The sequence below is a fragment of the Streptomyces venezuelae genome, from assembly GCF_008642375.1.
In the GTDB taxonomy this organism is placed as follows: domain Bacteria; phylum Actinomycetota; class Actinomycetes; order Streptomycetales; family Streptomycetaceae; genus Streptomyces; species Streptomyces venezuelae_G.
In genome coordinates, this window is sequence record NZ_CP029194.1 from 3918663 (window position 1) to 3937756 (window position 19094).

The 19094-nt window shown below is 70.8% G+C and carries 16 protein-coding genes and 1 riboswitch; of the genes, 8 read left to right on the forward strand and 8 right to left on the reverse strand.

All coding sequences use genetic code 11. From position 1 onward, the window contains the following. The first annotated feature begins 288 nt into the window (after window positions 1-288). Window positions 289-1029 carry a class I SAM-dependent methyltransferase gene (locus DEJ46_RS17740; RefSeq protein WP_150267647.1) on the forward strand — a complete coding sequence of 247 codons (741 nt, stop codon included), beginning with the start codon at window positions 289-291 and terminating at the stop codon, window positions 1027-1029. On the opposite strand, the gene DEJ46_RS17745 is transcribed toward DEJ46_RS17740, so the two are convergent. Continuing rightward, window positions 1022-1492 carry an SRPBCC domain-containing protein gene (locus DEJ46_RS17745; protein ID WP_150267649.1) on the reverse strand — a complete coding sequence of 157 codons (471 nt, stop codon included), beginning with the start codon at window positions 1490-1492 and terminating at the stop codon, window positions 1022-1024. The genes DEJ46_RS17740 and DEJ46_RS17745 overlap by 8 nt on opposite strands. A 175-nt stretch (window positions 1493-1667) precedes the next feature. Here DEJ46_RS17745 and DEJ46_RS17750 point away from each other — a divergent pair, with 175 nt between their 5' ends. Both DEJ46_RS17750 and DEJ46_RS17755 read left to right on the forward strand, forming a co-directional pair. Next, window positions 1668-3335: a hypothetical protein gene (locus tag DEJ46_RS17750; RefSeq protein WP_150267650.1), complete on the forward strand. Its 1668-nt coding sequence runs from the start codon at window positions 1668-1670 to the stop codon at window positions 3333-3335. Next, window positions 3325-5019, forward strand: coding sequence for a hypothetical protein (locus DEJ46_RS17755; protein ID WP_150267652.1), 1695 nt, complete (start codon window positions 3325-3327; stop codon window positions 5017-5019). The genes DEJ46_RS17750 and DEJ46_RS17755 overlap by 11 nt, the downstream gene beginning before the upstream one ends. 93 nt (window positions 5020-5112) lie before the next feature. On the opposite strand, the gene groL is transcribed toward DEJ46_RS17755, so the two are convergent. The 4 genes from groL to thrC form a co-directional block, all read right to left on the reverse strand. Next, window positions 5113-6741 carry a chaperonin GroEL gene (groL, locus tag DEJ46_RS17760; RefSeq protein ID WP_150267654.1) on the reverse strand — a complete coding sequence of 543 codons (1629 nt, stop codon included), beginning with the start codon at window positions 6739-6741 and terminating at the stop codon, window positions 5113-5115. Window positions 6742-7098: 357 nt separating this feature from the next. After that, window positions 7099-7302, reverse strand: a complete 204-nt coding sequence (locus DEJ46_RS17765) for a cold-shock protein (RefSeq protein ID WP_015035246.1) — start codon at window positions 7300-7302, stop codon at window positions 7099-7101. 400 nt (window positions 7303-7702) lie between these two features. After that, the gene (locus DEJ46_RS17770) at window positions 7703-7978 is read right to left on the reverse strand and encodes a MoaD/ThiS family protein (RefSeq protein WP_055642141.1); all 276 of its coding nucleotides are present in this window, start codon (window positions 7976-7978) and stop codon (window positions 7703-7705) included. A gap of 14 nt (window positions 7979-7992) precedes the next feature. Then, window positions 7993-9303: a threonine synthase gene (thrC, locus tag DEJ46_RS17775; protein WP_150267656.1), complete on the reverse strand. Its 1311-nt coding sequence runs from the start codon at window positions 9301-9303 to the stop codon at window positions 7993-7995. Continuing rightward, a riboswitch (SAM riboswitch) is annotated at window positions 9297-9443 on the reverse strand. (Overlaps the previous gene by 7 nt.) 149 nt (window positions 9444-9592) lie before the next feature. On the opposite strand from thrC, the gene DEJ46_RS17780 reads away from it, so the two are divergent. The 3 genes from DEJ46_RS17780 to DEJ46_RS17790 all read left to right on the forward strand — a co-directional run bounded on the left by DEJ46_RS17780 (window position 9593) and on the right by DEJ46_RS17790 (window position 14045). Next, entirely contained in the window at window positions 9593-10561 is a 969-nt protein-coding gene (locus DEJ46_RS17780; protein WP_150267658.1) for a glucosyl-3-phosphoglycerate synthase, read from the forward strand. Window positions 10562-10599: 38 nt separating this feature from the next. After that, entirely contained in the window at window positions 10600-12459 is a 1860-nt protein-coding gene (locus DEJ46_RS17785; RefSeq protein WP_150267660.1) for a DUF11 domain-containing protein, read from the forward strand. Window positions 12460-12596: 137 nt separating this feature from the next. Beyond that, window positions 12597-14045, forward strand: a complete 1449-nt coding sequence (locus DEJ46_RS17790) for a trehalose-6-phosphate synthase (RefSeq protein WP_150267663.1) — start codon at window positions 12597-12599, stop codon at window positions 14043-14045. Here DEJ46_RS17790 and DEJ46_RS17795 read toward each other — a convergent pair. Continuing rightward, a complete protein-coding gene (locus tag DEJ46_RS17795; RefSeq protein WP_150267665.1) occupies window positions 14042-14383 on the reverse strand; it encodes a winged helix-turn-helix transcriptional regulator in 342 nt (113 codons plus the stop codon). The genes DEJ46_RS17790 and DEJ46_RS17795 overlap by 4 nt on opposite strands. A 98-nt stretch (window positions 14384-14481) precedes the next feature. Between DEJ46_RS17795 and DEJ46_RS17800 the strand changes: the two genes are divergently transcribed. Both DEJ46_RS17800 and DEJ46_RS17805 read left to right on the forward strand, forming a co-directional pair. After that, window positions 14482-15363 carry an NAD(P)-dependent oxidoreductase gene (locus DEJ46_RS17800; RefSeq protein ID WP_150267666.1) on the forward strand — a complete coding sequence of 294 codons (882 nt, stop codon included), beginning with the start codon at window positions 14482-14484 and terminating at the stop codon, window positions 15361-15363. A gap of 160 nt (window positions 15364-15523) precedes the next feature. Continuing rightward, window positions 15524-17839 carry an immune inhibitor A domain-containing protein gene (locus tag DEJ46_RS17805; RefSeq protein WP_150267668.1) on the forward strand — a complete coding sequence of 772 codons (2316 nt, stop codon included), beginning with the start codon at window positions 15524-15526 and terminating at the stop codon, window positions 17837-17839. Window positions 17840-17868: 29 nt separating this feature from the next. Here the strand turns inward: DEJ46_RS17805 and otsB are convergent, their stop codons facing one another. Beyond that, complete coding sequence (otsB, locus tag DEJ46_RS17810; protein WP_150267670.1) at window positions 17869-18711, reverse strand: trehalose-phosphatase; 843 nt, start codon at window positions 18709-18711, stop codon at window positions 17869-17871. A 110-nt stretch (window positions 18712-18821) separates the two neighbouring features. Then, window positions 18822-19088, reverse strand: a complete 267-nt coding sequence (locus DEJ46_RS17815) for a DUF3263 domain-containing protein (protein ID WP_150267672.1) — start codon at window positions 19086-19088, stop codon at window positions 18822-18824. Window positions 19089-19094: the final 6 nt, after the last annotated feature.

Here is a 19094-nt window from a genome sequence, read left to right on the forward strand (position 1 = left end):
CGGAGCGGGCCGCTCGGCCGGGGCCGGCGGGACCCCCCCTGTCGGCAGTCGGATCGTACATTCACGCGGGACAGGAGTTCGGAAAGTTTCCTGGGGGCCACCCGCGAAGGCCTCTTCCCGGGCCTGGAGGCCGCCTCCCCGGGCCCGGACGGTACCCCCGCACCCCCGGGTCCGGGCACCGGGAGACGGGGCGCGTGCGACCCGCACAGCCGATCACTAGACCGCCTCTGACCTGGGCTTTTACCCTCCATTCCCCTACCCTGGAGATCGATTCGGAGGGGGATCCCGATGGACCTGAACAACCGTGACATCCGCACGGTCGAGGACGTCCTGCGCCTGCTCGACGGCCTCTTCGCGCCCGGTGCCGACCGGTGGACGGAAGGGGGCGCCGACTGGTGGGACGGCTTCTACGCGGACCGCGACAAGCCGGTGCCGTTCTTCGTCGCCAAGCCTGACGAGAACCTCGTCTCGTACGTCGAGCGAGGCCTGCTGCCGGCCGGCGGCAAGGCCCTCGACCTCGGCTGCGGGCCCGGGCGGAACGCCCTGCACCTCGCGTCACTGGGCTTCGACGTGACCGCGGTCGACCTCTCGCCCACCGCCATCGCCTGGGCGGAGGAACGTGCCCGGGAGGCCGGCACCGAGAATGTCAGGTTCGTGAACGGCGACGCCTTCGCCGTCGGCCTGGACGGCCCGTACGACCTCGTCTACGACTCCGGCTGCTTCCACCACCTGCCCCCGCACCGCCGCGTCAGCTACCTCGCGCTCCTCGACCGCGTCCTCGCCCCCGGCGGGCACTTCGCGCTCACCGCGTTCGCCGCCGGGGAGGGCGGCATGGGCTCGGAGCTGCCGGACGCCGAGTTCTACCGACGGGGCGGCCTGGAAGGCGGACTCGCCTACACCGACACGGAGTTGCGCACGCTCTTCGCCGACCTGACGGAGATCGACCTCCGCCGCATGCGCGACGAGCCCCCCACCTCCCCCACCTTCGGCGAGCCCTTCCTCTGGACGGCCCTCTTCCGCCTCACATAGTCCGCAGGTGCTCCGCGAGGCGGTCGTACTGCTCCCGTACGCCCGCCTCCATGCCCGCCGCCAGCGCCTGGTCCCGGATCTCGTTCGAGGGCCACATCGAGGTGCTGGTCAGGGCCGTGCCGCCGTCCGGGGTCGCGTCGAAGGTGAGGGTGACGCGGACCGGGTCGGCGTCCGGCATCTGCTCGAAGACCTCCGTGTAGTCGAGCCGCTCCGCCGGGACGATCTCCTCGTACGTGCCGGAGAAGACGATCTCCTGGCCGTCCGGCGCGGTCTGGCCCCAGCGCCACGCGCCGCCCACCCGCAGGTCGACGTCGACGACCGTCGTGGTCAGCGCCGAGACCCCGTACCACTCGCGTACGTGCTCGGGGCGCGTCCAGGCCTCCCACAGCCGGCCCGGCGGGGCGTCGAAGGTCCTGGTGATGACCAGTTCGCGATCGGCGGGTGTCGTCAGCAGGGTGACCATGGCCTCGGCCTTTCCACCGTGTCCTTGCGGTCCCTTCCAGGATCACTCGGGGACGCCCGTCCAGCCACTCCCGTAAAGGGAGTGAACACGTTCAACAGGTGAGCGCTAAAGTTCTGCCACGCGGCCGCCCCCGATCACGGGCGACGCCGCCATCTCAGACCTGTGGGGGGTCCCTTTGCCGCGCTCAACGCGCAGGCTTCCGCACGCCCTTGCGCGTGCCGCAGCCGTCTTCGCTCTCTCGGCGGGCGTCACCGTGCCCGCCGTCGTCCACGCCCCGGCCGCGTACGCGGACTGGACGGGCGCGTCCGGCATGACGCGGGACGACGGGCGCTACCGCCTGTACATGCCGACGAACGCACTGTGGATCAAGGTCAGCGTCCTTGCCTCCACCGCCCCGGGCGCCGCCGTCCTCGCCTCCACGGAGGCGCTCGCGGTCACTGCGGACTCGTACGCCTGGGAGACCGACACTCCCTTCACGCTCCCGGAAGGCACCGCCTTCGGCGACTACCCGGTACGGGTCGACTACCGACTGCCCGGCGAGACCACGAAGACGTGGACGGGCGGCACCTACGCGTTCCGACCGCACATCGGTGTCTCCGAGCTGTCCTGGAACCGCGCCACCACCAGCTACGACCAGCGCCAGGCCGTTCTCTCCGGGAAGACGACGCTCTGGAACCCGGCCACCGGCGCCCGAACCGCCGCGCCCCAGGGCACGAAGGTGGCGCTCAAGCTCAGCACGTACGCCACCCAGACCTACGGCACCGTCACCGCCACGGCCACCACCCGCGCGGACGGCACCTTCTCGCTGCCTGTCACCCCGAACGGCTCGGTACAGGGCGGCACCGCGACCGTGGTCACCGCCGGCACCGTCAACGACCCGGACGCCGAAACCTACGTCCCTGCCCTGGGCGTCGACCCGCTCGTCTACCGGATCAGCGCCGACGTGAACAAGTACCGCGTGCTCGCCGGTACGAACGTGCAGGTCACCGGGCATGTGGAGCGGTACACCCCGAACGGCTGGAAGCCCTTCGCGGGTGCCCCCGTCGTCGGCACCGGCACGGAGCCGGGCTACAACGACGCGACCGCGGTGAACGTCCTGGGCGGCGCCACCTCCTCCGCGACCGGCACCTTCTCCTTCGGCGCGAAGGCCCAGTACAGCACCGACTTCGTGTACACCTCGCTGCGGCCCTCGGCGTACATCCAGAACTCCCGGGCGTTCGACCGGAGCGACATCATCGTCCCGCAGCAGTTCTCGTTCAACCCGTACACGATCACCCTGGACGAGCACGGGACGGTCACCGCCACGGGCGGGTTCAACGGCTACTGCACCGTCACGCAGCCCGTGCAGCTCCAGGCCTCCCTGGACAACGGCCGTACCTGGCGCGTCCTCCGCTCCGGGACGAACGGCACGTACTGCGACTACAAGCTCACCGCGCAGGGCTACGAGAGCGCCCTCTACCGCGTCTACCACCCGGAGACGAACCAGTTCGTCGCCAAGGCCGGTACGTCCCTGAAGCGGGCCCGCACCTACACCCGCTTCTCCGCCTTCTCCATCAGCCCCACCCGACCCACCGTGAACGGCAAGATGACCGTCTCCGGGACCGTCCAGCGCAAGGTGTCCGGCGTCTGGAAGCCGCTCGCCGGCGCCAAGCTGACCCTGGTCTTCAAGCCCAAGGGCGAGAACCAGTGGTACTGGGTGACCAAGAGCATCACCACCAACAGCAGCGGCGGCTTCAGCTACCGCGCCACCGCGTACAAGGACGGCTCCTGGGCCCTGCTCCTCAACACCACGGGAAGCTACTTCTACAGCGAGACGAATGCGAAGTACATCGATGCGCGCTGACCTCCGCCGTTCCCTGGCAGCGACCGTCACCACGGTCGCCCTCGCCGCGACGACCCTGGCCGTCACGGCCGCGCCCGCCACGGCGGCCGACCCGCTCGTCGGCATCGGCCGGGCCGTCACCGACGACGCCCAGCGCGGCCTCTTCCAGGTGACCGCCTGGACCGACGCCCGGCAGGCGAAGATCACCCGCGTCTCGGCCAAGATCCGGCAGGGCGACACCGTCCTAGTCGACATCCCGACGCTTCCCGTGGTGCCCGACCCCTGGGACCCGACGGTCGCCCACCTCTTCCGGCTGCCGGACACCGCCAAGCTGAAGCTCGTCGAGGACGGCGGCCGCATCCCGGCCCTCGGCACGTACGCCATCGACGTCACCGCCACCGACTCCCTCGGCAACAAGCAGACCCGGACCGACGCCGGACAGCTCGACTTCCGGCTCCGCCCGGAACTCACCTTCGCCGCGGGCAAGCCCACCTACGCCGACCGCAACGTCCGCCCCTCGGGAACCCTCGTCGGCATCCAGCCCGGCTCCGGGGACCGCGTGCCGCTGGCCGGCGAGTCCGTCTCGATCACGCGGCTCACCCCGGTGCGGGGCGACGCGCGGCAGGCGGTCACCGACGCGGCAGGCCGGTTCGTCTCGGAGCCGTACCCGATGCCCGGGGCGGACATCGACGCCGGGAGCAACTTCCAGGCACTGTTCACGGGTGACTCCGCCACGGTCCACGGCACCGCGGAGCAGCAGCATCAGGTCTTCGAGTGGGTGCCGCGCAAGGTGGCCGTCACCGCCACCGCCGACAAGAAGCGGGCGCTCGACGGCCAGACCGTCACCATCAGCGGCCGGATGACCGACCCGGCGGCGGCGAACGCGCCGGTCGCGAACCACCCGGTCCGCGTGCGGGTCGTCGGCCCCTACGGAATCGACAAGCCCGCGACCGTACTCACGCGTGCGGACGGCCGGTTCACCGCGCGCCTCGTCGCCGCCGCGGGCCAGTACACGGGCGGATGGACGGTCGACTCCCCCGACCGGTACCTGAGCTTCCAGGAGATCAAGGGCCCGCTCGCCATCCCCCTGGACTCCCGCACCGACCTCACCTCCTGGCAGCTCTCCGCCGACGGCCGGGTCAAGGTCTCGGGCACCTTCCGCGCCCGCTACGAGACGGACCCGAACTTCCCGACGCCCCAGTTCGTCCGGCTGGAGCAGCTCGTCGACGGCGGCTGGAAGGCGATCGCCTGGGCGAGCGTGAACTCGGCCTACTACAACGAGTTCACGCTCTCGGCGGCGAGCCGGGGCGGCTACTTCCGCGTCCGGCACCTCACCACCGACCAGTTCGCCGAGTCCCGCACCGGCACGCTGCGGCTCACCCGCCTCGACACCCGGATCGTGTCCCTGAACGCCGGCCCCGAGCCGGTCGCCAAGGGCGGGTACGTGACGGTCACCGGCGGGCTCCAGCACTACGCGGACTGGAACTGGCGCGCGTACGCCAACGCCCCCGTCGTCCTGCAGTTCCAGCCGCGGGGCTCCACGGCCTGGAAGCAGATGGCGACCGGCCGGTCGAACGCGAGCGGCAACGTCTCCCTGAAGGCGAAGGTCACCGGGGACGGCACCTGGCGCATCCGCCACTACGGCGACAGCAAGCACTTCGACACCCCGGCCTCGGCCGGCGGTGACTACGTCGACATGCGCTGACCGCGGCACACCACAACGCCCGAGGGCGGCACCCCCCGGCTGGGGAGTGCCGCCCTCGGTCGCGTTCAGCGATGAACCACCGATCCCGGAGGATCAGAAGTCCATGTCACCGCCCGGCATGCCGCCGCCGGCCGGCGCGGACGCCTTCTCCGGCTTGTCGGCGATGACGGCCTCGGTGGTGAGGAACAGCGCGGCGATCGACGCGGCGTTCTGCAGCGCGGAGCGCGTGACCTTCGCCGGGTCGATGATGCCCTCGGCGATGAGGTCGACGTACTCGTTGGTCGCGGCGTTCAGGCCGTGGCCGACGGGCAGGTTGCGAACCTTCTCCGCGACGACGCCACCCTCGAGGCCGGCGTTGACGGCGATCTGCTTCAGCGGGGCCTCGAGGGCCAGCTTCACGATGTTCGCACCCGTGGCCTCGTCACCCGTGAGGTCGGCCTCGAGCTTCTCGAAGACGTTCGACGCCTGGAGCAGGGCCACGCCACCGCCGGCGACGATGCCCTCCTCGACGGCCGCCTTCGCGTTGCGAACGGCGTCCTCGATGCGGTGCTTGCGCTCCTTGAGCTCGACCTCGGTCGCGGCACCGGCCTTGATGACCGCAACACCGCCGGCGAGCTTCGCCAGGCGCTCCTGCAGCTTCTCGCGGTCGTAGTCGCTGTCCGAGTTCTCGATCTCGGCGCGGATCTGGTTCACGCGACCGGCGACCTGCTCGCTGTCACCGGCACCGTCGACGATGGTGGTCTCGTCCTTGGTGATGACGACCTTGCGGGCGCGGCCCAGCAGGTCGAGACCGGCCGACTCCAGCTTGAGGCCGACCTCCTCGGAGATGACCGTGCCGCCGGTGAGGATGGCGATGTCGTTCAGCATGGCCTTGCGACGGTCGCCGAAGCCCGGGGCCTTGACCGCGACGGACTTGAAGGTGCCGCGGATCTTGTTGACGACCAGGGTCGACAGGGCCTCGCCCTCGACGTCCTCGGCGATGATCAGCAGGGGCTTGCCCGACTGCATGACCTTCTCCAGGAGCGGGAGCAGGTCCTTCACGGAGGAGATCTTGGAGTTGACGATCAGGAGGTAGGGGTCGTCGAGCGACGCCTCCATGCGCTCCATGTCGGTGGCGAAGTACGCCGAGATGTAGCCCTTGTCGAAGCGCATACCCTCGGTGAGCTCCAGCTCCAGACCGAAGGTCTGGGACTCCTCGACGGTGATGACGCCTTCCTTGCCGACCTTGTCCATCGCCTCGGCGATGAGCTCGCCGATCTGGGTGTCGGCGGCGGAGATGGAGGCCGTCGAAGCGATCTGCTCCTTGGTCTCGACATCCTTCGCCTGCTCGAGGAGGGCGCCGGAGACGGCCTCGACGGCCTTCTCGATGCCGCGCTTGAGGGCCATGGGGTTGGCACCGGCGGCGACGTTGCGGAGGCCCTCGCGGACGAGCGCCTGGGCGAGAACGGTGGCGGTGGTCGTACCGTCGCCGGCGACGTCGTCCGTCTTCTTGGCGACTTCCTTGACCAGCTCGGCGCCGATCTTCTCGTACGGGTCCTCGAGCTCGATCTCCTTGGCGATGGAGACACCATCGTTGGTGATCGTGGGGGCGCCCCACTTCTTCTCGAGGACGACGTTGCGACCCTTGGGGCCGAGGGTGACCTTGACGGCGTCAGCGAGCTGGTTCATGCCGCGCTCGAGACCGCGCCGGGCCTCCTCGTCGAACGCGATGATCTTGGCCATGTGAAGTGGTCCTCCCGGACATGGGGTGGATAACGCTCCAGGACCGCGCCGATGCCCGCGACGGACGGCCTGCGAGCCCGGCGGTTCCTTGCCCCACCTGGCCGCGGGCCTCATCTGCCCGATCCTCGTAGTAGCACTCTCACCTTCAGAGTGCTAACGCCAATGATTAGCACTCGCCCTAGGAGAGTGCAAGCGACTCTCGGGTTTCGGGCACCTCTCCGCCATGCCCGGAACCCGGCCCGGGCCCGCGTCCGAGGCCGTGCCCGCGACCTCGCCCGGGAACACGCGAGGGGCCCGCGTCCCCTCAGGGATGCGGGCCCCTCGACGGCGTTGCGTCGGTGGCCGATCGCGCCGCGCTCAGACGGCGAGCTTGACCATGTCCGCCTGCGGACCCTTCTGGCCCTGCGAAATCTCGAACTCGACCCGCTGCCCCTCTTCGAGGCTGCGGTAGCCATCCATCTGGATCGCGCTGTAGTGGACGAAAACATCCGCACCACCGTCGACCGCGATGAAGCCGTAGCCCTTCTCCGCGTTGAACCACTTGACGGTGCCCTGAGCCATGCCTAACTCCCCTATTACTGGCCCTTGCGCGGGACCCGCACTTCGCGGAACCCGGGTCAGACCCTGCGCCGGAACGCGTCGACCGCCGCTGAATGTATCTGCCCAACTGCCCTCTGCAACAGGTCATTCGACCGAGAATTCTGGGCACGCCGGAAAGGGGAATTAGGGAGAATCCCCGGAGTTCCGGGGCAAGTCGGGCCCGGCAAACCGCGCAGAACGTACACAACGCACACGCACTTTGGCTGCTTCCAGACGCGCGGCGGCGCATTCTCATATGCACTCGGCATGAGCAGCGGAGGGGACTTCCCCAACTCTACCCCGCTCAACCATGCAGAATTGCCCCCTCCGCTTTATGGCGCGGAAGGGGCAATTCAAGAAAGACGGGACAGCGGAGGAAGCGTCAGCCTCCCGCGACCGCCGGGATGATCGAGACGCCCGCGCCGGCCGGGGTGGCCGTCTCCAGACCCTGCTCGAAGCGCACGTCGTCGTCGTTCACGTAGACGTTGACGAAGCGGCGCAGCTTGCCCTGGTCGTCCAGGACGCGGGCGGCGATGCCCGTGTGGTTCTTCTCCAGGTCCGCGATGACCTCGGCGAGGGTCGCGCCCTCGGCCTGGACCTCGGACTGCCCGCCGGTGTAGGTGCGGAGGATGGTGGGGATGCGGACGTTCACGGCCATGTCTTCGTAACCTTTCAGTGGGCCAGGCCGGCGTCGCGGAACGCGTCCAGGCTCGGGCGGATGGTGGCGGTCGCCTGCGAGGTATCGGCCACGGCGTCCAGGGTCTTGAGCCCGTCGCCGGTGTTCAGCACGACGGTGGTGAGGTTCGGGTCGATCAGGCCCGCCTCGACGAGCTTCTTCGTGACGCCGACGGTCACGCCGCCCGCGGTCTCGGCGAAGATGCCCTCGGTCTGGGCGAGCAGCTTGATCGCGTCCACGACCTGCTCGTCATCGACGTCCTCCACGGCGCCGCCCGTCCGGCGGGCGATGTCGAGGACGTACGGGCCGTCGGCCGGGTTGCCGATCGCCAGCGACTTGGCGATGGTGTTCGGCTTCTGCGGGCGGACGACGTCGTGGCCGGCCTTGAAGGCGGCCGACACCGGGGAGCAGCCCTCGGCCTGCGCGCCGAAGATCTTGTACGGCTTGTCCTCGACGAGGCCCAGCTTGATGAGCTCCTGGAGACCCTTGTCGATCTTCGTGAGCTGCGAGCCGGAGGCGATCGGGATGACGAGCTGGTCGGGGATGACCCAGCCGAGCTGCTCGCAGATCTCGTACGCGAGCGTCTTGGAGCCCTCGCCGTAGTACGGGCGGAGGTTGACGTTCACGAAGCCCCAGCCCTCGCCGAGCGGGTCGCCGATGAGCTCCGAGCAGAAGCGGTTGACGTCGTCGTAGTTGCCCTCGATGCCGACGAGGTCACCGCCGTAGACGGCGGCCATGACGACCTTGCCCTGCTCCAGGTCGTGCGGGATGAAGACGCAGGAGCGGAAGCCGGCGCGGGCGGCGGCGGCGCCCACGGCGCCGGCCAGGTTGCCGGTGGAGGAGCAGGAGAGGGTGGTGAAACCGAAGGCGCGGGCGGCTTCGAGGGCCTGGGCGACGACCCGGTCCTTGAAGGAGTGGGTCGGGTTGCCGGAGTCGTCCTTGACGAAGAGCTTGCCGGGGGCGACGCCGAGCTCGCGGGCGAGGTTGTCGGCCTGGACGAGCTTGGTCCAGCCCGGGTTCAGGTTCGGCTTCTCGGCGACGTCGGCGGGGACGGGCAGCAGGGGGGCGTAGCGCCAGATGTTGGCGGGGCCGGCCTCGATCTGCTTGCGCAGTGCCTCGGGGTCGCCGGTGGGGAGGTCGTACGCGACTTCGAGCGGTCCGAAACAGAGTTCGCAGGCGAAGATCGGGCCGAGTGCGAAGACTTCACCGCATTCGCGACAGGAAAGCCCGGAAGCGGGACCGAGGTCGACCGAAGTAGCGGGGGTAACCGTCTGTACAGCCATGGAGGCGAGGCCCTTTCTCCTCATCTTTCCCATGACGAACTTTTCGCCATGAGACGGATTTGGCACCTTCCCTAGCCGGGGACCTCGCTGGAGGACGAGACAAACCGACTGGAGGGTTGCCGGGGCTTCAACGGGCCGTTTCCCTCTGCCCCTCTGGATGAGCGGTATTCGATTGTGAAGCGCGGTGGACTTTCGTTCCTGCGCTCCGACGCGGGCGGCACCCCGACGTGCATCGGGCATCCGCGTTGTTCAAGACTGTAACCGAAGGCCCCTGAGCTTGGACGGGCCGTCCGTACCGCGAGATGGAGATCACGTGCTGGAAGAGGTGGAGCGCTGGCTGGACCGGCGGTCCTGGTCCGTGGCCGACCGGCCGATGGAGCGGATCCTCGCCGCCAAGCGGAACACGAGGGTCAGCGTGGTGCTTCCCGCGCTGAACGAGGAGGCGACGGTCGGGGACATCGTCGCCGTGATCCGCCGCGAGCTGATGAGCGAGGCCGTGCCCCTCGTGGACGAGCTCGTGGTGATCGACTCGGGCTCCACCGACCGTACGGCGGAGGTCGCGGCGGCGGCCGGAGCGCGGGTGGTCGCGCGGGACGCGATCCTGCCCCGGATACCGGCCGTCCCCGGCAAGGGCGAGGTCCTGTGGCGGTCGCTCATGGTGACGAGCGGGGACGTCGTGTGCTTCGTGGACGCGGACCTGCGGGACTTCTCCGCGGACTTCGTGACGGGGATCGTGGGCCCGCTGCTCACGGACCCCGACATCGACTTCGTCAAGGCGACCTACGACCGTCCCTTCGACACCGGACACGACGAGCCCGCCTCCGGCAAGACGCCTGGCCAGGGCGGTCGCGTCACCGAGCTGGTGGCGCGCCCGCTGCTCAATCTGCACTGGCCGCAGCTGGCCGGCTTCGTCCAGCCGCTCGGCGGCGAGTACGCGGCACGCCGCTCGCTCCTCGAACGCCTCCCCTTCCCGGTCGGATACGGAGTGGAACTGGGGCTGCTCGTCGACGCCCTCCACACGGTGGGCCTGGACGCACTCGCGCAGGTGGACGTGGGCGTTCGCAAACACCGCCACCAGGACGAGCGGGCGCTGGGCCGGATGGCCGCGGCGATCTACCGGACGGCGCAGCTGCGGCTCTCGCGCGGACACCTGGTGCGGCCCCGGCTGACGCAGTTCGAGCGGGGCGAGGACGGGTTCACCCCCCGGACCTACGCGGTGGACACGGAGGAGCGGCCGCCGATGGCCGACATCACGGAGTACGCGCGCCGCCGCGTGGCGTAACGCCGCCAGATGATCCGCTTTGCCTACATTGCCCTTTTATGCGCTTCAGACAACATCACCTGGGCAGGGTCCTGGCGGCCATCGGCCTCACCGCGGGCACGCTCGCGTTCGCGGCGGCCGGTCCGGCCACGGCTGACGTGGTCGAGCCCTTCGGCAAGCGGTACGACGAGTCGCTGTACGGCGACTTCACCACGACCGGCAACACGGTCATGGGGTGTCCCACGGAGCTCGCCGACATGGCCGCGCGCTGCGCGACCGCGTCGAAGGGGGAGGGCTCCGACAACAACAACACGTTCGTGATGCAGAAGATCGACGCCGCCGGCCTGGCGACCGGGGGCGGGGCGCCCGCCTTCGGCTCCAGCACCGGTCACGTGAAGATCCCGGCGGGCGCCGAGGTCGCGTACGCCCGGCTGTTCTGGGGCGGCAACGACGGCACGTACAAGGGGCCGAGCGGGGCGCAGCTCCGGCGCTGCGACATCTCGGGCTCCGATGTCACGCCCTCGCCCGGCGACCCGGCGACGACCGCCCCGGTGCTCAGGGTCGGGACGGGGGCGGCGAAGCCGGTCACGATCGACAGCATGGTCGCCGACCCGGCCGACACCGGCGGCCCGCACTACTACACGGGCGAGTCGGACGTGACGGCCGCCTTCGCGGGCGTCTCGGGGACGGACGCGCAGGTCTCGGTGGGCAACGTCTGGGCGCCGAACGGCAAGGGCTGTGTGGCGGGCTGGTCCCTGACCGTCGTCCACAGGTTCCCCGGCCCGGACCCGGTCCGCGCCCCGGAGCGGCGGAACGTGTACGTGTACGGCGGCCACGTCCTCCAGCGCTCGACCTCCCCCGCGACCACCGTCACCGTCGACGGCTTCCACCGCGGCCCCGGCACGGTACGGGCGAGCGTGACGGCGTACGAGGGCGACTGGAACACCCCGGGCGACAAGTTCCTCGTGGACGGCAGGAACGTCACCGAGGCCCGCACCGGCAACACCGACAACTTCTTCGTCAGCGAGGACGACGGCGCCGTCGCCCCGAAGCTGACCAACAACCTGAGCATCGACGCCAAGGCCTTCGCCCTCCCGGACGGCGCCGTCCCGCAGGGCGCGACCTCGGCCGACCTGACCTTCTCCACGAACGGCGACACGTACGTCCCGTCCGGGCTGGCCTTCTCCGTGCCGGTGCCCGACCTGGAGATCACCAAGACGGCGAGCCCGCGGACGGTGAAGCCGGGCGACACCCTCACGTACACGATCACCGCGAAGAACATCGGCCCGCTCGACTACCCGAACGCCAAGTTCGCCGACGACCTGACCGGGAACCTCGACGACGCCGACTACAACGGCGACGCGAAGGCGGACCTCGGCACGGTGTCGTACGAGAAGCCGAGGATCGGGTACGTGGGGAACATCCCGGCCGGGAAGTCGGCGACCGTCACGTACTCGGTGAAGATCAAGGACCCGGCGACCGGGGACGGCAGGCTCCGCAACAGCGTCGAGGTCACGTCACCCCGCTCCAACTGCGGCGACGGCAGCGAGGACCCGTCCTGCGCGGTGGCCCCGGTCCTTGACAGGCCGCAGAGCCCGAGCCCGACTCCGACGACCCCGGCACCCCCGACGCCGACCCCGACGCCGGGCGAGCCGTCGACGAGCCCGACGCAGCCGACTCCGCCGGCCGCATCCGAGGACCCGTCCGCCTCGCCCTCCGCCCCCGCCTCCCCCACGGCGAGCGCGCCCGCCCCGACCTCCCCGGCCCCGCCGGCACCGGGCCCGCAGGGCGGCTCCGGCTCGATGGCCGACACGGGCAGCAGCGGTGAGCGGCTGTGGCTGCTCGGCGCGCTCGGCGTGGCCCTCGCGGCGACGGGCCTGGTGGCGAAGGCGGCGATGCGCGACCGCCACGAACGCTGACCCGCGCCGACCTGACCTGCGCGGGCCTGAACCGCGCGAGCCTGAACCGCGCTGACCTGCACTGACTCTCCGTGGCCGGATCGGCCCGTCTCGTATACGTACGTTTGAGCGTTTACGGGACGGGCTAGGTTCGCCCCATGGCTACTGTGCTCGTGGCATCCAATCGGGGACCTGTCTCGTACAAGCTCGGCGAGGACGGCTCGCTCACGCCCCGCAGGGGCGGAGGAGGCCTGGTCTCAGGCCTCAGCGCCGTCTCGGCGGACGACTCGCAGGAGAGCCTGTGGGTGTGCGCGGCGCTCGGCGAGGGCGACCGGGAGGCGGTCCGGCGCGGGATCGCCGAGCCGGGTGTACGGATGCTGGACATCCCCCCGGACGTGTACGCCGACGCGTACAACGGCATCGCGAACTCGGTCCTGTGGTTCCTCCACCACCACCTGTACGACATCTCGCGCGAGCCGGTCTTCGACGCGGAGTTCCGGCGCCGCTGGGAGTCGTACCGCGCCTACAACCGCGCCTTCGCCGAGGCCCTGGCGGCGGAGGCGGACCAGGGCGCGGCGGTCCTGGTGCAGGACTACCACCTGGCGCTGGTCCCCTGGATGCTCCGGGAGCTCCGCCCCGATCTGCGGATCGGGCACTTCACGCACACCCCGTGGGTCTCCCCCGAGTACCTGCGGATGGTGCCGGACGACATCGTCGAGGAGCTGTTGTGGGGGATGCTCGGCGCCGACGAGCTGGGCTTCCACACCTGGGGATGGGCCTCGCTCTTCATCAGCTGCTGCTCCCAGCGGGACGACGCGACGGGCATGGCCCAGGGCGTCTGGCCGAGCGGCGACCCCTGGCACGGAGTGGAGTACCGGCGCCACGGTTCGGGGAAGGGCCGCACCCGGGTCCGGGCGTTCCCGCTGGGAGTGGACGGCGACGAGCTGCGCGCGCTCGCGTACCGGCCCGAGGTGGACGAGCGGGTCGCCCTGCTCCGCGAGGAGGTCGGCGACCGTCAGACCGTCGTCCGCGTCGACCGCACCGAACTGTCGAAGAACATCCTGCGCGGCCTGCTCGCCTACCGGGAGCTGCTGACCGTCCACCCCGAGTGGCGCGACCGGGTGGTCCACCTGGCCTCCGCGTACCCGTCACGGCAGGACCTGGAGTCGTACCGGGCGTACACGGCCTCGGTGGTGGAGCTCGCGGAGGAGATCAACACCGAGTTCGGCACGCCCGGGTGGACGCCGGTCCTGGTCTCGGTGGAGGACGACTTCACCCGCTCCCTGGCGGCCTACCGCATCGCCGACGTGGCACTGGTGAACCCGGTGCGCGACGGCATGAACCTGGTCGCGAAGGAGATACCGGTGGTCTCGGAGGCGGGATGCGCACTGGTCCTGTCGACGGGCGCGGGCGCCCACCGCGAGCTGGGCAACGACGCCCTCACGGTGAACCCCTTCGACGTGTCGGAGACCGCGGAGGCCCTGCACACGGCCTTGTCGATGCCCCCGACCGAACGCGCCGACCGCACAAAGCGCCTCGCGGCAGCGGCAACGGCCCTGCCCCCGCAGCGCTGGTTCCTGGACCAGCTGGAGGCGCTGCGGCGCTAAGCGGACCGGCTCCGCTCCCTGCCCCACGCCGCCAGCGGTTCCAGGGCGTCGTTGAGGCGCATGCCGTCCTTCGTCAGGCCGTACTCGACGCGGGGCGGGACCTCGTCGTACGAGAAGCGCTCGACGATGCCGTCGGCCTCCATCTCCCGCAGATGGGAGGCGAGGACCTTCTCGGTGATGCCCGGGACGATGCGCCGCAGCTCGCCGAAGCGGCGCCGCGGGTGTTCGTGCAGCGCCCACAGGATGAGCACCTTCCACTTGCCGCCGATCACCTCCATCGCGGCGTCGATGCCGCAGACGTGTCCGTCCTCGGCTCCGGGCCGGTTCAGCGTCGCCATGTGCCCCACCCTCCTGACCTGTTCACTCACCTCAGGGTAACCACCCACTTCCAAGTGGGTACTTGAGCAGGTCAGAGCCCTGGAGCAGCCTTGTGGTCATGACAGCGAACACGATTGAGAAGACCCCCGTCACCCTCCTCGGCCTCGGCGCCATGGGGACCGCGCTCGCCCGTACCTGGCTCGCCGCCGGGCATCCGCTCACCGTCTGGAACCGCACCCCTGCCCGCGCGGAGGCGCTGGCGCCCGAGGGCGCGAAGGCCGTGGACAGCGCGGCCGAGGCGGTCGCGGCGAGCACCCTCGTCATCGTCTGCCTCCTCGACGACGCCTCGGTGGAGGCCACCCTGGACGGTGTCGACCTGACCGGCAAGGACCTCGTCAACCTGACCACCACGACGCCCGCCCAGGCCCGGACCCGTGCCGTGTGGGCCGAGGAGCGCGGCGCCCGCTACCTGGACGGCGGGATCATGGCCGTACCGCCGATGGTCGGTGTCCCGGAGGCCGGCGGGTACGTCTTCTACAGCGGCTCGGCGGAGCTGTTCGAGCAGCACCGGGAGACCCTGGCCGTGCCCGTCGGCACCCGGTACGTCGGCGCGGACGCGGGCCACGCGGCCCTGCACGACGTGGCCCTGCTCAGCGGGATGTACGGGATGTTCGCCGGGGTCCACCACGCCTTCGCCCTGATCCGCAAGGAGGACATCGATCCGGTCGAGTTCGCCCCGCTGCTCGCGGACTGGCTCGCCGCGATGGCGCAGGGCGTCCACCTCACCGCCGACCAGCTGCGGAGCGGCGACTACACGAAGGGTGTCGTCTCCAACCTCGGCATGCAGGTCGCCGGCACGCCCACCTTCCTCGCCACCGCCGAGCAGCAGGGCGTCAGCACCGAACTGCTCCGCCCGTACTTCGACCTGATGGCCCGCCGCCTGGCCGAGGCGGGCGGCGACGAGGACCTGACGGGCGTGGTGGACCTGCTGGTTCGCTGATGTCCGGGAAGCAGTGAAATTTTACTCGGTCCGACCCCTCCTCCTCGCGGCCCCTCCCGTGTCAGACTCTGCCGCGATCGTTCCCCCAGGCGATCCGTCACCCTCAAACGGAACCACGCGAACCATGCGGCACACCCGCATGTGAGCGAAGGGATCGCAAGTGAAGAAGATTGTCGTGGGCATGACCCTCGGGTCGGCGCTCACCGCACTCCTCGCGGCGGGGCTCACCCCCGTCGCCGCCGCGCAGGAGATCCAGGACACGGCACCTGCGGGCACGGGAGCGGCCGCGCACCGGCCCGACAACCGTCCGGGCCCGCTCACCAAGCAGCGCACCGAGCTGCGCGAACAGGCGATCGACAAGATCGCCAAGGGGAAGGCGAGGGCGAACGCCGACGGCGTCGTCGAGGTGGCCGACGGCAAGTTCGTGGAGACCGTGACCACGACCGCCGACCGCCAGGAGAAGATCTTCACGATCCTCTCCGAGTTCGGCACGGACGGCTCCGGCAAGCTCGGCACCGTCCCCGGCCCCCTGCACAACGAGATAGCGCAACCGGACCGGAGCGTGGACAACTCCAACGCCTGGACGGCCGACTTCGACAAGGCGTACTACGAGAACCTCTTCAACGGCTCCGGCGAGTCCATGAAGACGTACTACGAGAAGCTGTCGGGCGGCCGCTACTCGGTCACCAACGTCGTCGAGGACTGGGTCAAGGTCCCCCACAACGCCTCCTTCTACGGCGACAACGCCGTCGAGGACACCGGCGGTTCGTGGGCCTTCGTCCAGGACACCGGCGACGCCTGGTGGAACGCGCAGCTCGCCGCCGGCAAGACCCCCGCCGAGATCGACGCCCACCTCGCCCAGTTCGACGTCTGGGACCGCAACGACTGGGACCACGACGGGAACTTCGACGAGGCCGACGGCTACATCGACCACTTCCAGGCCGTCCACGCCGGCATGGGCGAGGACGCCGGCGGCGGCGCGCAGGGCGAGGACGCCATCTGGTCCCACCGCTGGTACGTGAACGGCGACGACTACGGTCTGACGGGCCCGGACGTCAGCGGCGTCCAGAACAAGGCCGGCGGCGCCCGCATCGGCCAGTCCAAGTACTGGCTCGGCGACTACACCACCGAGGGCGAGAACGGCGGACTCGGCGTCTTCTGCCACGAGTTCGGCCACGACCTCGGCCTGCCGGACTACTACGACACCGACGGCGGCGAGAACTCCACCGCCTTCTGGACCCTGATGAGCTCCGGCTCGTGGCTGAGCCACGGCGCAGCCGCCGACGCGGGCATCGGCACCCACCCCGGTCTGATGGGCGCCGAGGAGAAGCTCTTCCTCGGCTGGCTGGACTACACCGACGCCCCGCTCGGCGCCTCCGGCACGTACACCCTCAACCCGGCCCAGCTCACGGTCACGGGCAAGGACCAGGCGGTCCGCGTCCCGCTCCCGGACAAGACGACCAGCACCCCCTACGCCGTCCCCACCTCGGGCACCCACGCGTGGTGGACCGGCTCGGCCGACGGGCTCAACCAGTCCCTCACCCGCTCCGTGCCGGCCGCCCCGCGCGTCACCGTCAAGGCGAGCGCCTGGTACGAGATCGAGGCCGAGTACGACTACCTGTTCGCCGAGTACTCCCTCGACGGCGGGACCACCTGGGCCCGCGCGGGCGAGGCCGTCGACGGCTCCTCGGCCGGCAAGTGGACGACCCTGCGGTACACGTACGACTCCGCCGGCAAGCCGTCCCTCTTCCGGTTCCGCTACCAGACCGACGGCGGCATCCACTTCGCCGGCGCGTTCATCGACGACATCACCCTGACCTCGGGCGGTACGAGCCTGGCGACCGACGACGTCGAACAGGGCGCCGGCGGCTGGACGTCCACGGGCCGCTGGAAGATCTCCACCGGCACCGAGACCGCCACCACCCCGCGCTACTACCTCCTGGAGAACCGCGAGTACGTCGGCGCCGACGCACTCCTCGCCGAGGGTCCGTACCAGTTCAGCAAGGGCGTCACGGCGCCGGACTGGGTGGAGTGGTTCCGCTACCAGAACGGCCTGCTCGTCTGGTACGTCGACCGGTCCTTCGACGACAACAACGTCAGCAACCACCCCGGCGGCGGCCAGGCCATGGCCGTCGACGCCCGCCCGGCCCCGTTCACCTACCCGGACGGGACCGCGCCCACCAACCGGCGCCAGCCCTTCGACGCGACCTTCGGCCTGGAGGCCACGGACGCGACCTGCCTCCACCGTGAGGTCCTGGTGGGCAAGGGCGGCAACAAGACCGTCGAGACGCAGGCGGCCTGTGCCCCCTCCGTCCCGGGCATCCCGGTCTTCGACGACACCGACCCGAACGCGTACTACGACACCTCGGCCCCGCAGGCCAGCGTCAAGGTCGCGGGCCACGGTGTCCGGGTCACCGTCACCGGCGACGCCGGCGACGACCTGACGATCAGCGTGACCAACCCGGCCGCGCACTGACCGACCCGACGGGGGCGGTACGGAGGGGCTCAGCCCTCCCGTACCGCCCTCGCCAGTTCCGCGAGGAACGCGACCACGCCCGGCGGCCCCTGGACCGAGAGGTCCGCGCGCTCGGCGAGCTCCGGGACCTCGGAGGAGCCGCTGCAGACCAGGAGCCCGGGGGTGCCGTCGGAGCGGAGCTTCTCCACGGCGGCGAAGGCGGGCAGGTCACCGAGGTCGTCGCCCGCGTACAGCACGGAACCGGCGCCCACCTCCCGTACGTACTCGGCGAGCGCGACGCCCTTGTCCATGCCCGGGGGCCGCAGCTCCAGGACCATGCGGCCGGGCTCCAGGACGAGGCCGTGATGGGTGGCGAGGTCGCCGAGCGGGCCCTTGAGGGCCTCGAAGGCGCCCTCCGGGTCGAGGGCGCGGCGGGTGTGGACGGCGACCGCCCGGCCCTTCTCCTCGATCCAGACGCCCGGCCAGGCGCCGGCCCGGTCGAGGAAGCCGGGGAGCTCGGCGCGGACGGAGGCCACGCCCGGGTGCGGGGCGACGGCCCGGACGGTGCCGCTGACGGCGTCCCAGCGTTCGGCGCCGTAGTGGCCGAGGACGACGAGGTGTTCGAGGCCGGGGACTCCCGCGAAGCCGCCGTAGCGGACGGCGACCCCGGCGGGGCGGCCGGTCACGACGGCGACGGAGGCGACCTGGGGCGCGAGGGCGGCGAGGGCGGGCACGGCACCGGAGTGGGCGCGGGCCTGTTCGGGGTCGGGGACGATCTCGGCGAGCGTCCCGTCGAAATCGAGGGCGACGACGGCTTTCGCGGGCCGCGCGAGGAGCGCGGCCAGACCGTCGCGGCCGGCGGAGGTGGTCGGGTGCGGAAGGCTGCTGACCATGTTCACGACCCTACCGACGCGGGGCGTCCGCGTCAGCGTGGCCGGCGTCACCGGTGCCGGGCCCTGGCGCGCAGCCGCCCCTCGCCCGCCCCCGCTCGTGTCCCCGCCCGCTACCGCCTCAGCTGCTTCTCGGCCCTCACCCGGCGCAGCCGGTTGACCGTCACCGGGTCGTGGGCGAGGGCGCGCGGGTCGTCGAGGAGGGCGTTGAGCAACTGGTAGTAGCGGGTCGGGGAGAGGCCGAGGCCCTCGCGGACGGCCCGCTCCTTGGCGCCGGGGCCGGGCCAGGAGCGGCGCTCGACGGCGAGGAGGGCCCGCTCGCGCTCACCGAGCCCGTCTCCACCGCCGTCGCTGCCTGCTGCTCCCTGCTCTTCGGTCATACGACC

What these genes read in the sequence shown, in the direction of transcription:
- DEJ46_RS17740 (WP_150267647.1), top strand. Translation starts at nt 289, where the DNA reads ATGGACCTGAACAACCGTGACATCCGCACGGTCGAGGACGTCCTGCGC.
- DEJ46_RS17745 (WP_150267649.1), bottom strand. Translation starts at nt 1,492, where the DNA reads ATGGTCACCCTGCTGACGACACCCGCCGATCGCGAACTGGTCATCACC.
- DEJ46_RS17755 (WP_150267652.1), top strand. Translation starts at nt 3,325, where the DNA reads ATGCGCGCTGACCTCCGCCGTTCCCTGGCAGCGACCGTCACCACGGTC.
- groL (WP_150267654.1), bottom strand. Translation starts at nt 6,741, where the DNA reads ATGGCCAAGATCATCGCGTTCGACGAGGAGGCCCGGCGCGGTCTCGAG.
- DEJ46_RS17765 (WP_015035246.1), bottom strand. Translation starts at nt 7,302, where the DNA reads ATGGCTCAGGGCACCGTCAAGTGGTTCAACGCGGAGAAGGGCTACGGC.
- DEJ46_RS17770 (WP_055642141.1), bottom strand. Translation starts at nt 7,978, where the DNA reads ATGGCCGTGAACGTCCGCATCCCCACCATCCTCCGCACCTACACCGGC.
- thrC (WP_150267656.1), bottom strand. Translation starts at nt 9,303, where the DNA reads ATGAGGAGAAAGGGCCTCGCCTCCATGGCTGTACAGACGGTTACCCCC.
- DEJ46_RS17785 (WP_150267660.1), top strand. Translation starts at nt 10,600, where the DNA reads ATGCGCTTCAGACAACATCACCTGGGCAGGGTCCTGGCGGCCATCGGC.
- DEJ46_RS17790 (WP_150267663.1), top strand. Translation starts at nt 12,597, where the DNA reads ATGGCTACTGTGCTCGTGGCATCCAATCGGGGACCTGTCTCGTACAAG.
- DEJ46_RS17795 (WP_150267665.1), bottom strand. Translation starts at nt 14,383, where the DNA reads ATGGCGACGCTGAACCGGCCCGGAGCCGAGGACGGACACGTCTGCGGC.
- DEJ46_RS17800 (WP_150267666.1), top strand. Translation starts at nt 14,482, where the DNA reads ATGACAGCGAACACGATTGAGAAGACCCCCGTCACCCTCCTCGGCCTC.
- otsB (WP_150267670.1), bottom strand. Translation starts at nt 18,711, where the DNA reads ATGGTCAGCAGCCTTCCGCACCCGACCACCTCCGCCGGCCGCGACGGT.
- DEJ46_RS17815 (WP_150267672.1), bottom strand. Translation starts at nt 19,088, where the DNA reads ATGACCGAAGAGCAGGGAGCAGCAGGCAGCGACGGCGGTGGAGACGGG.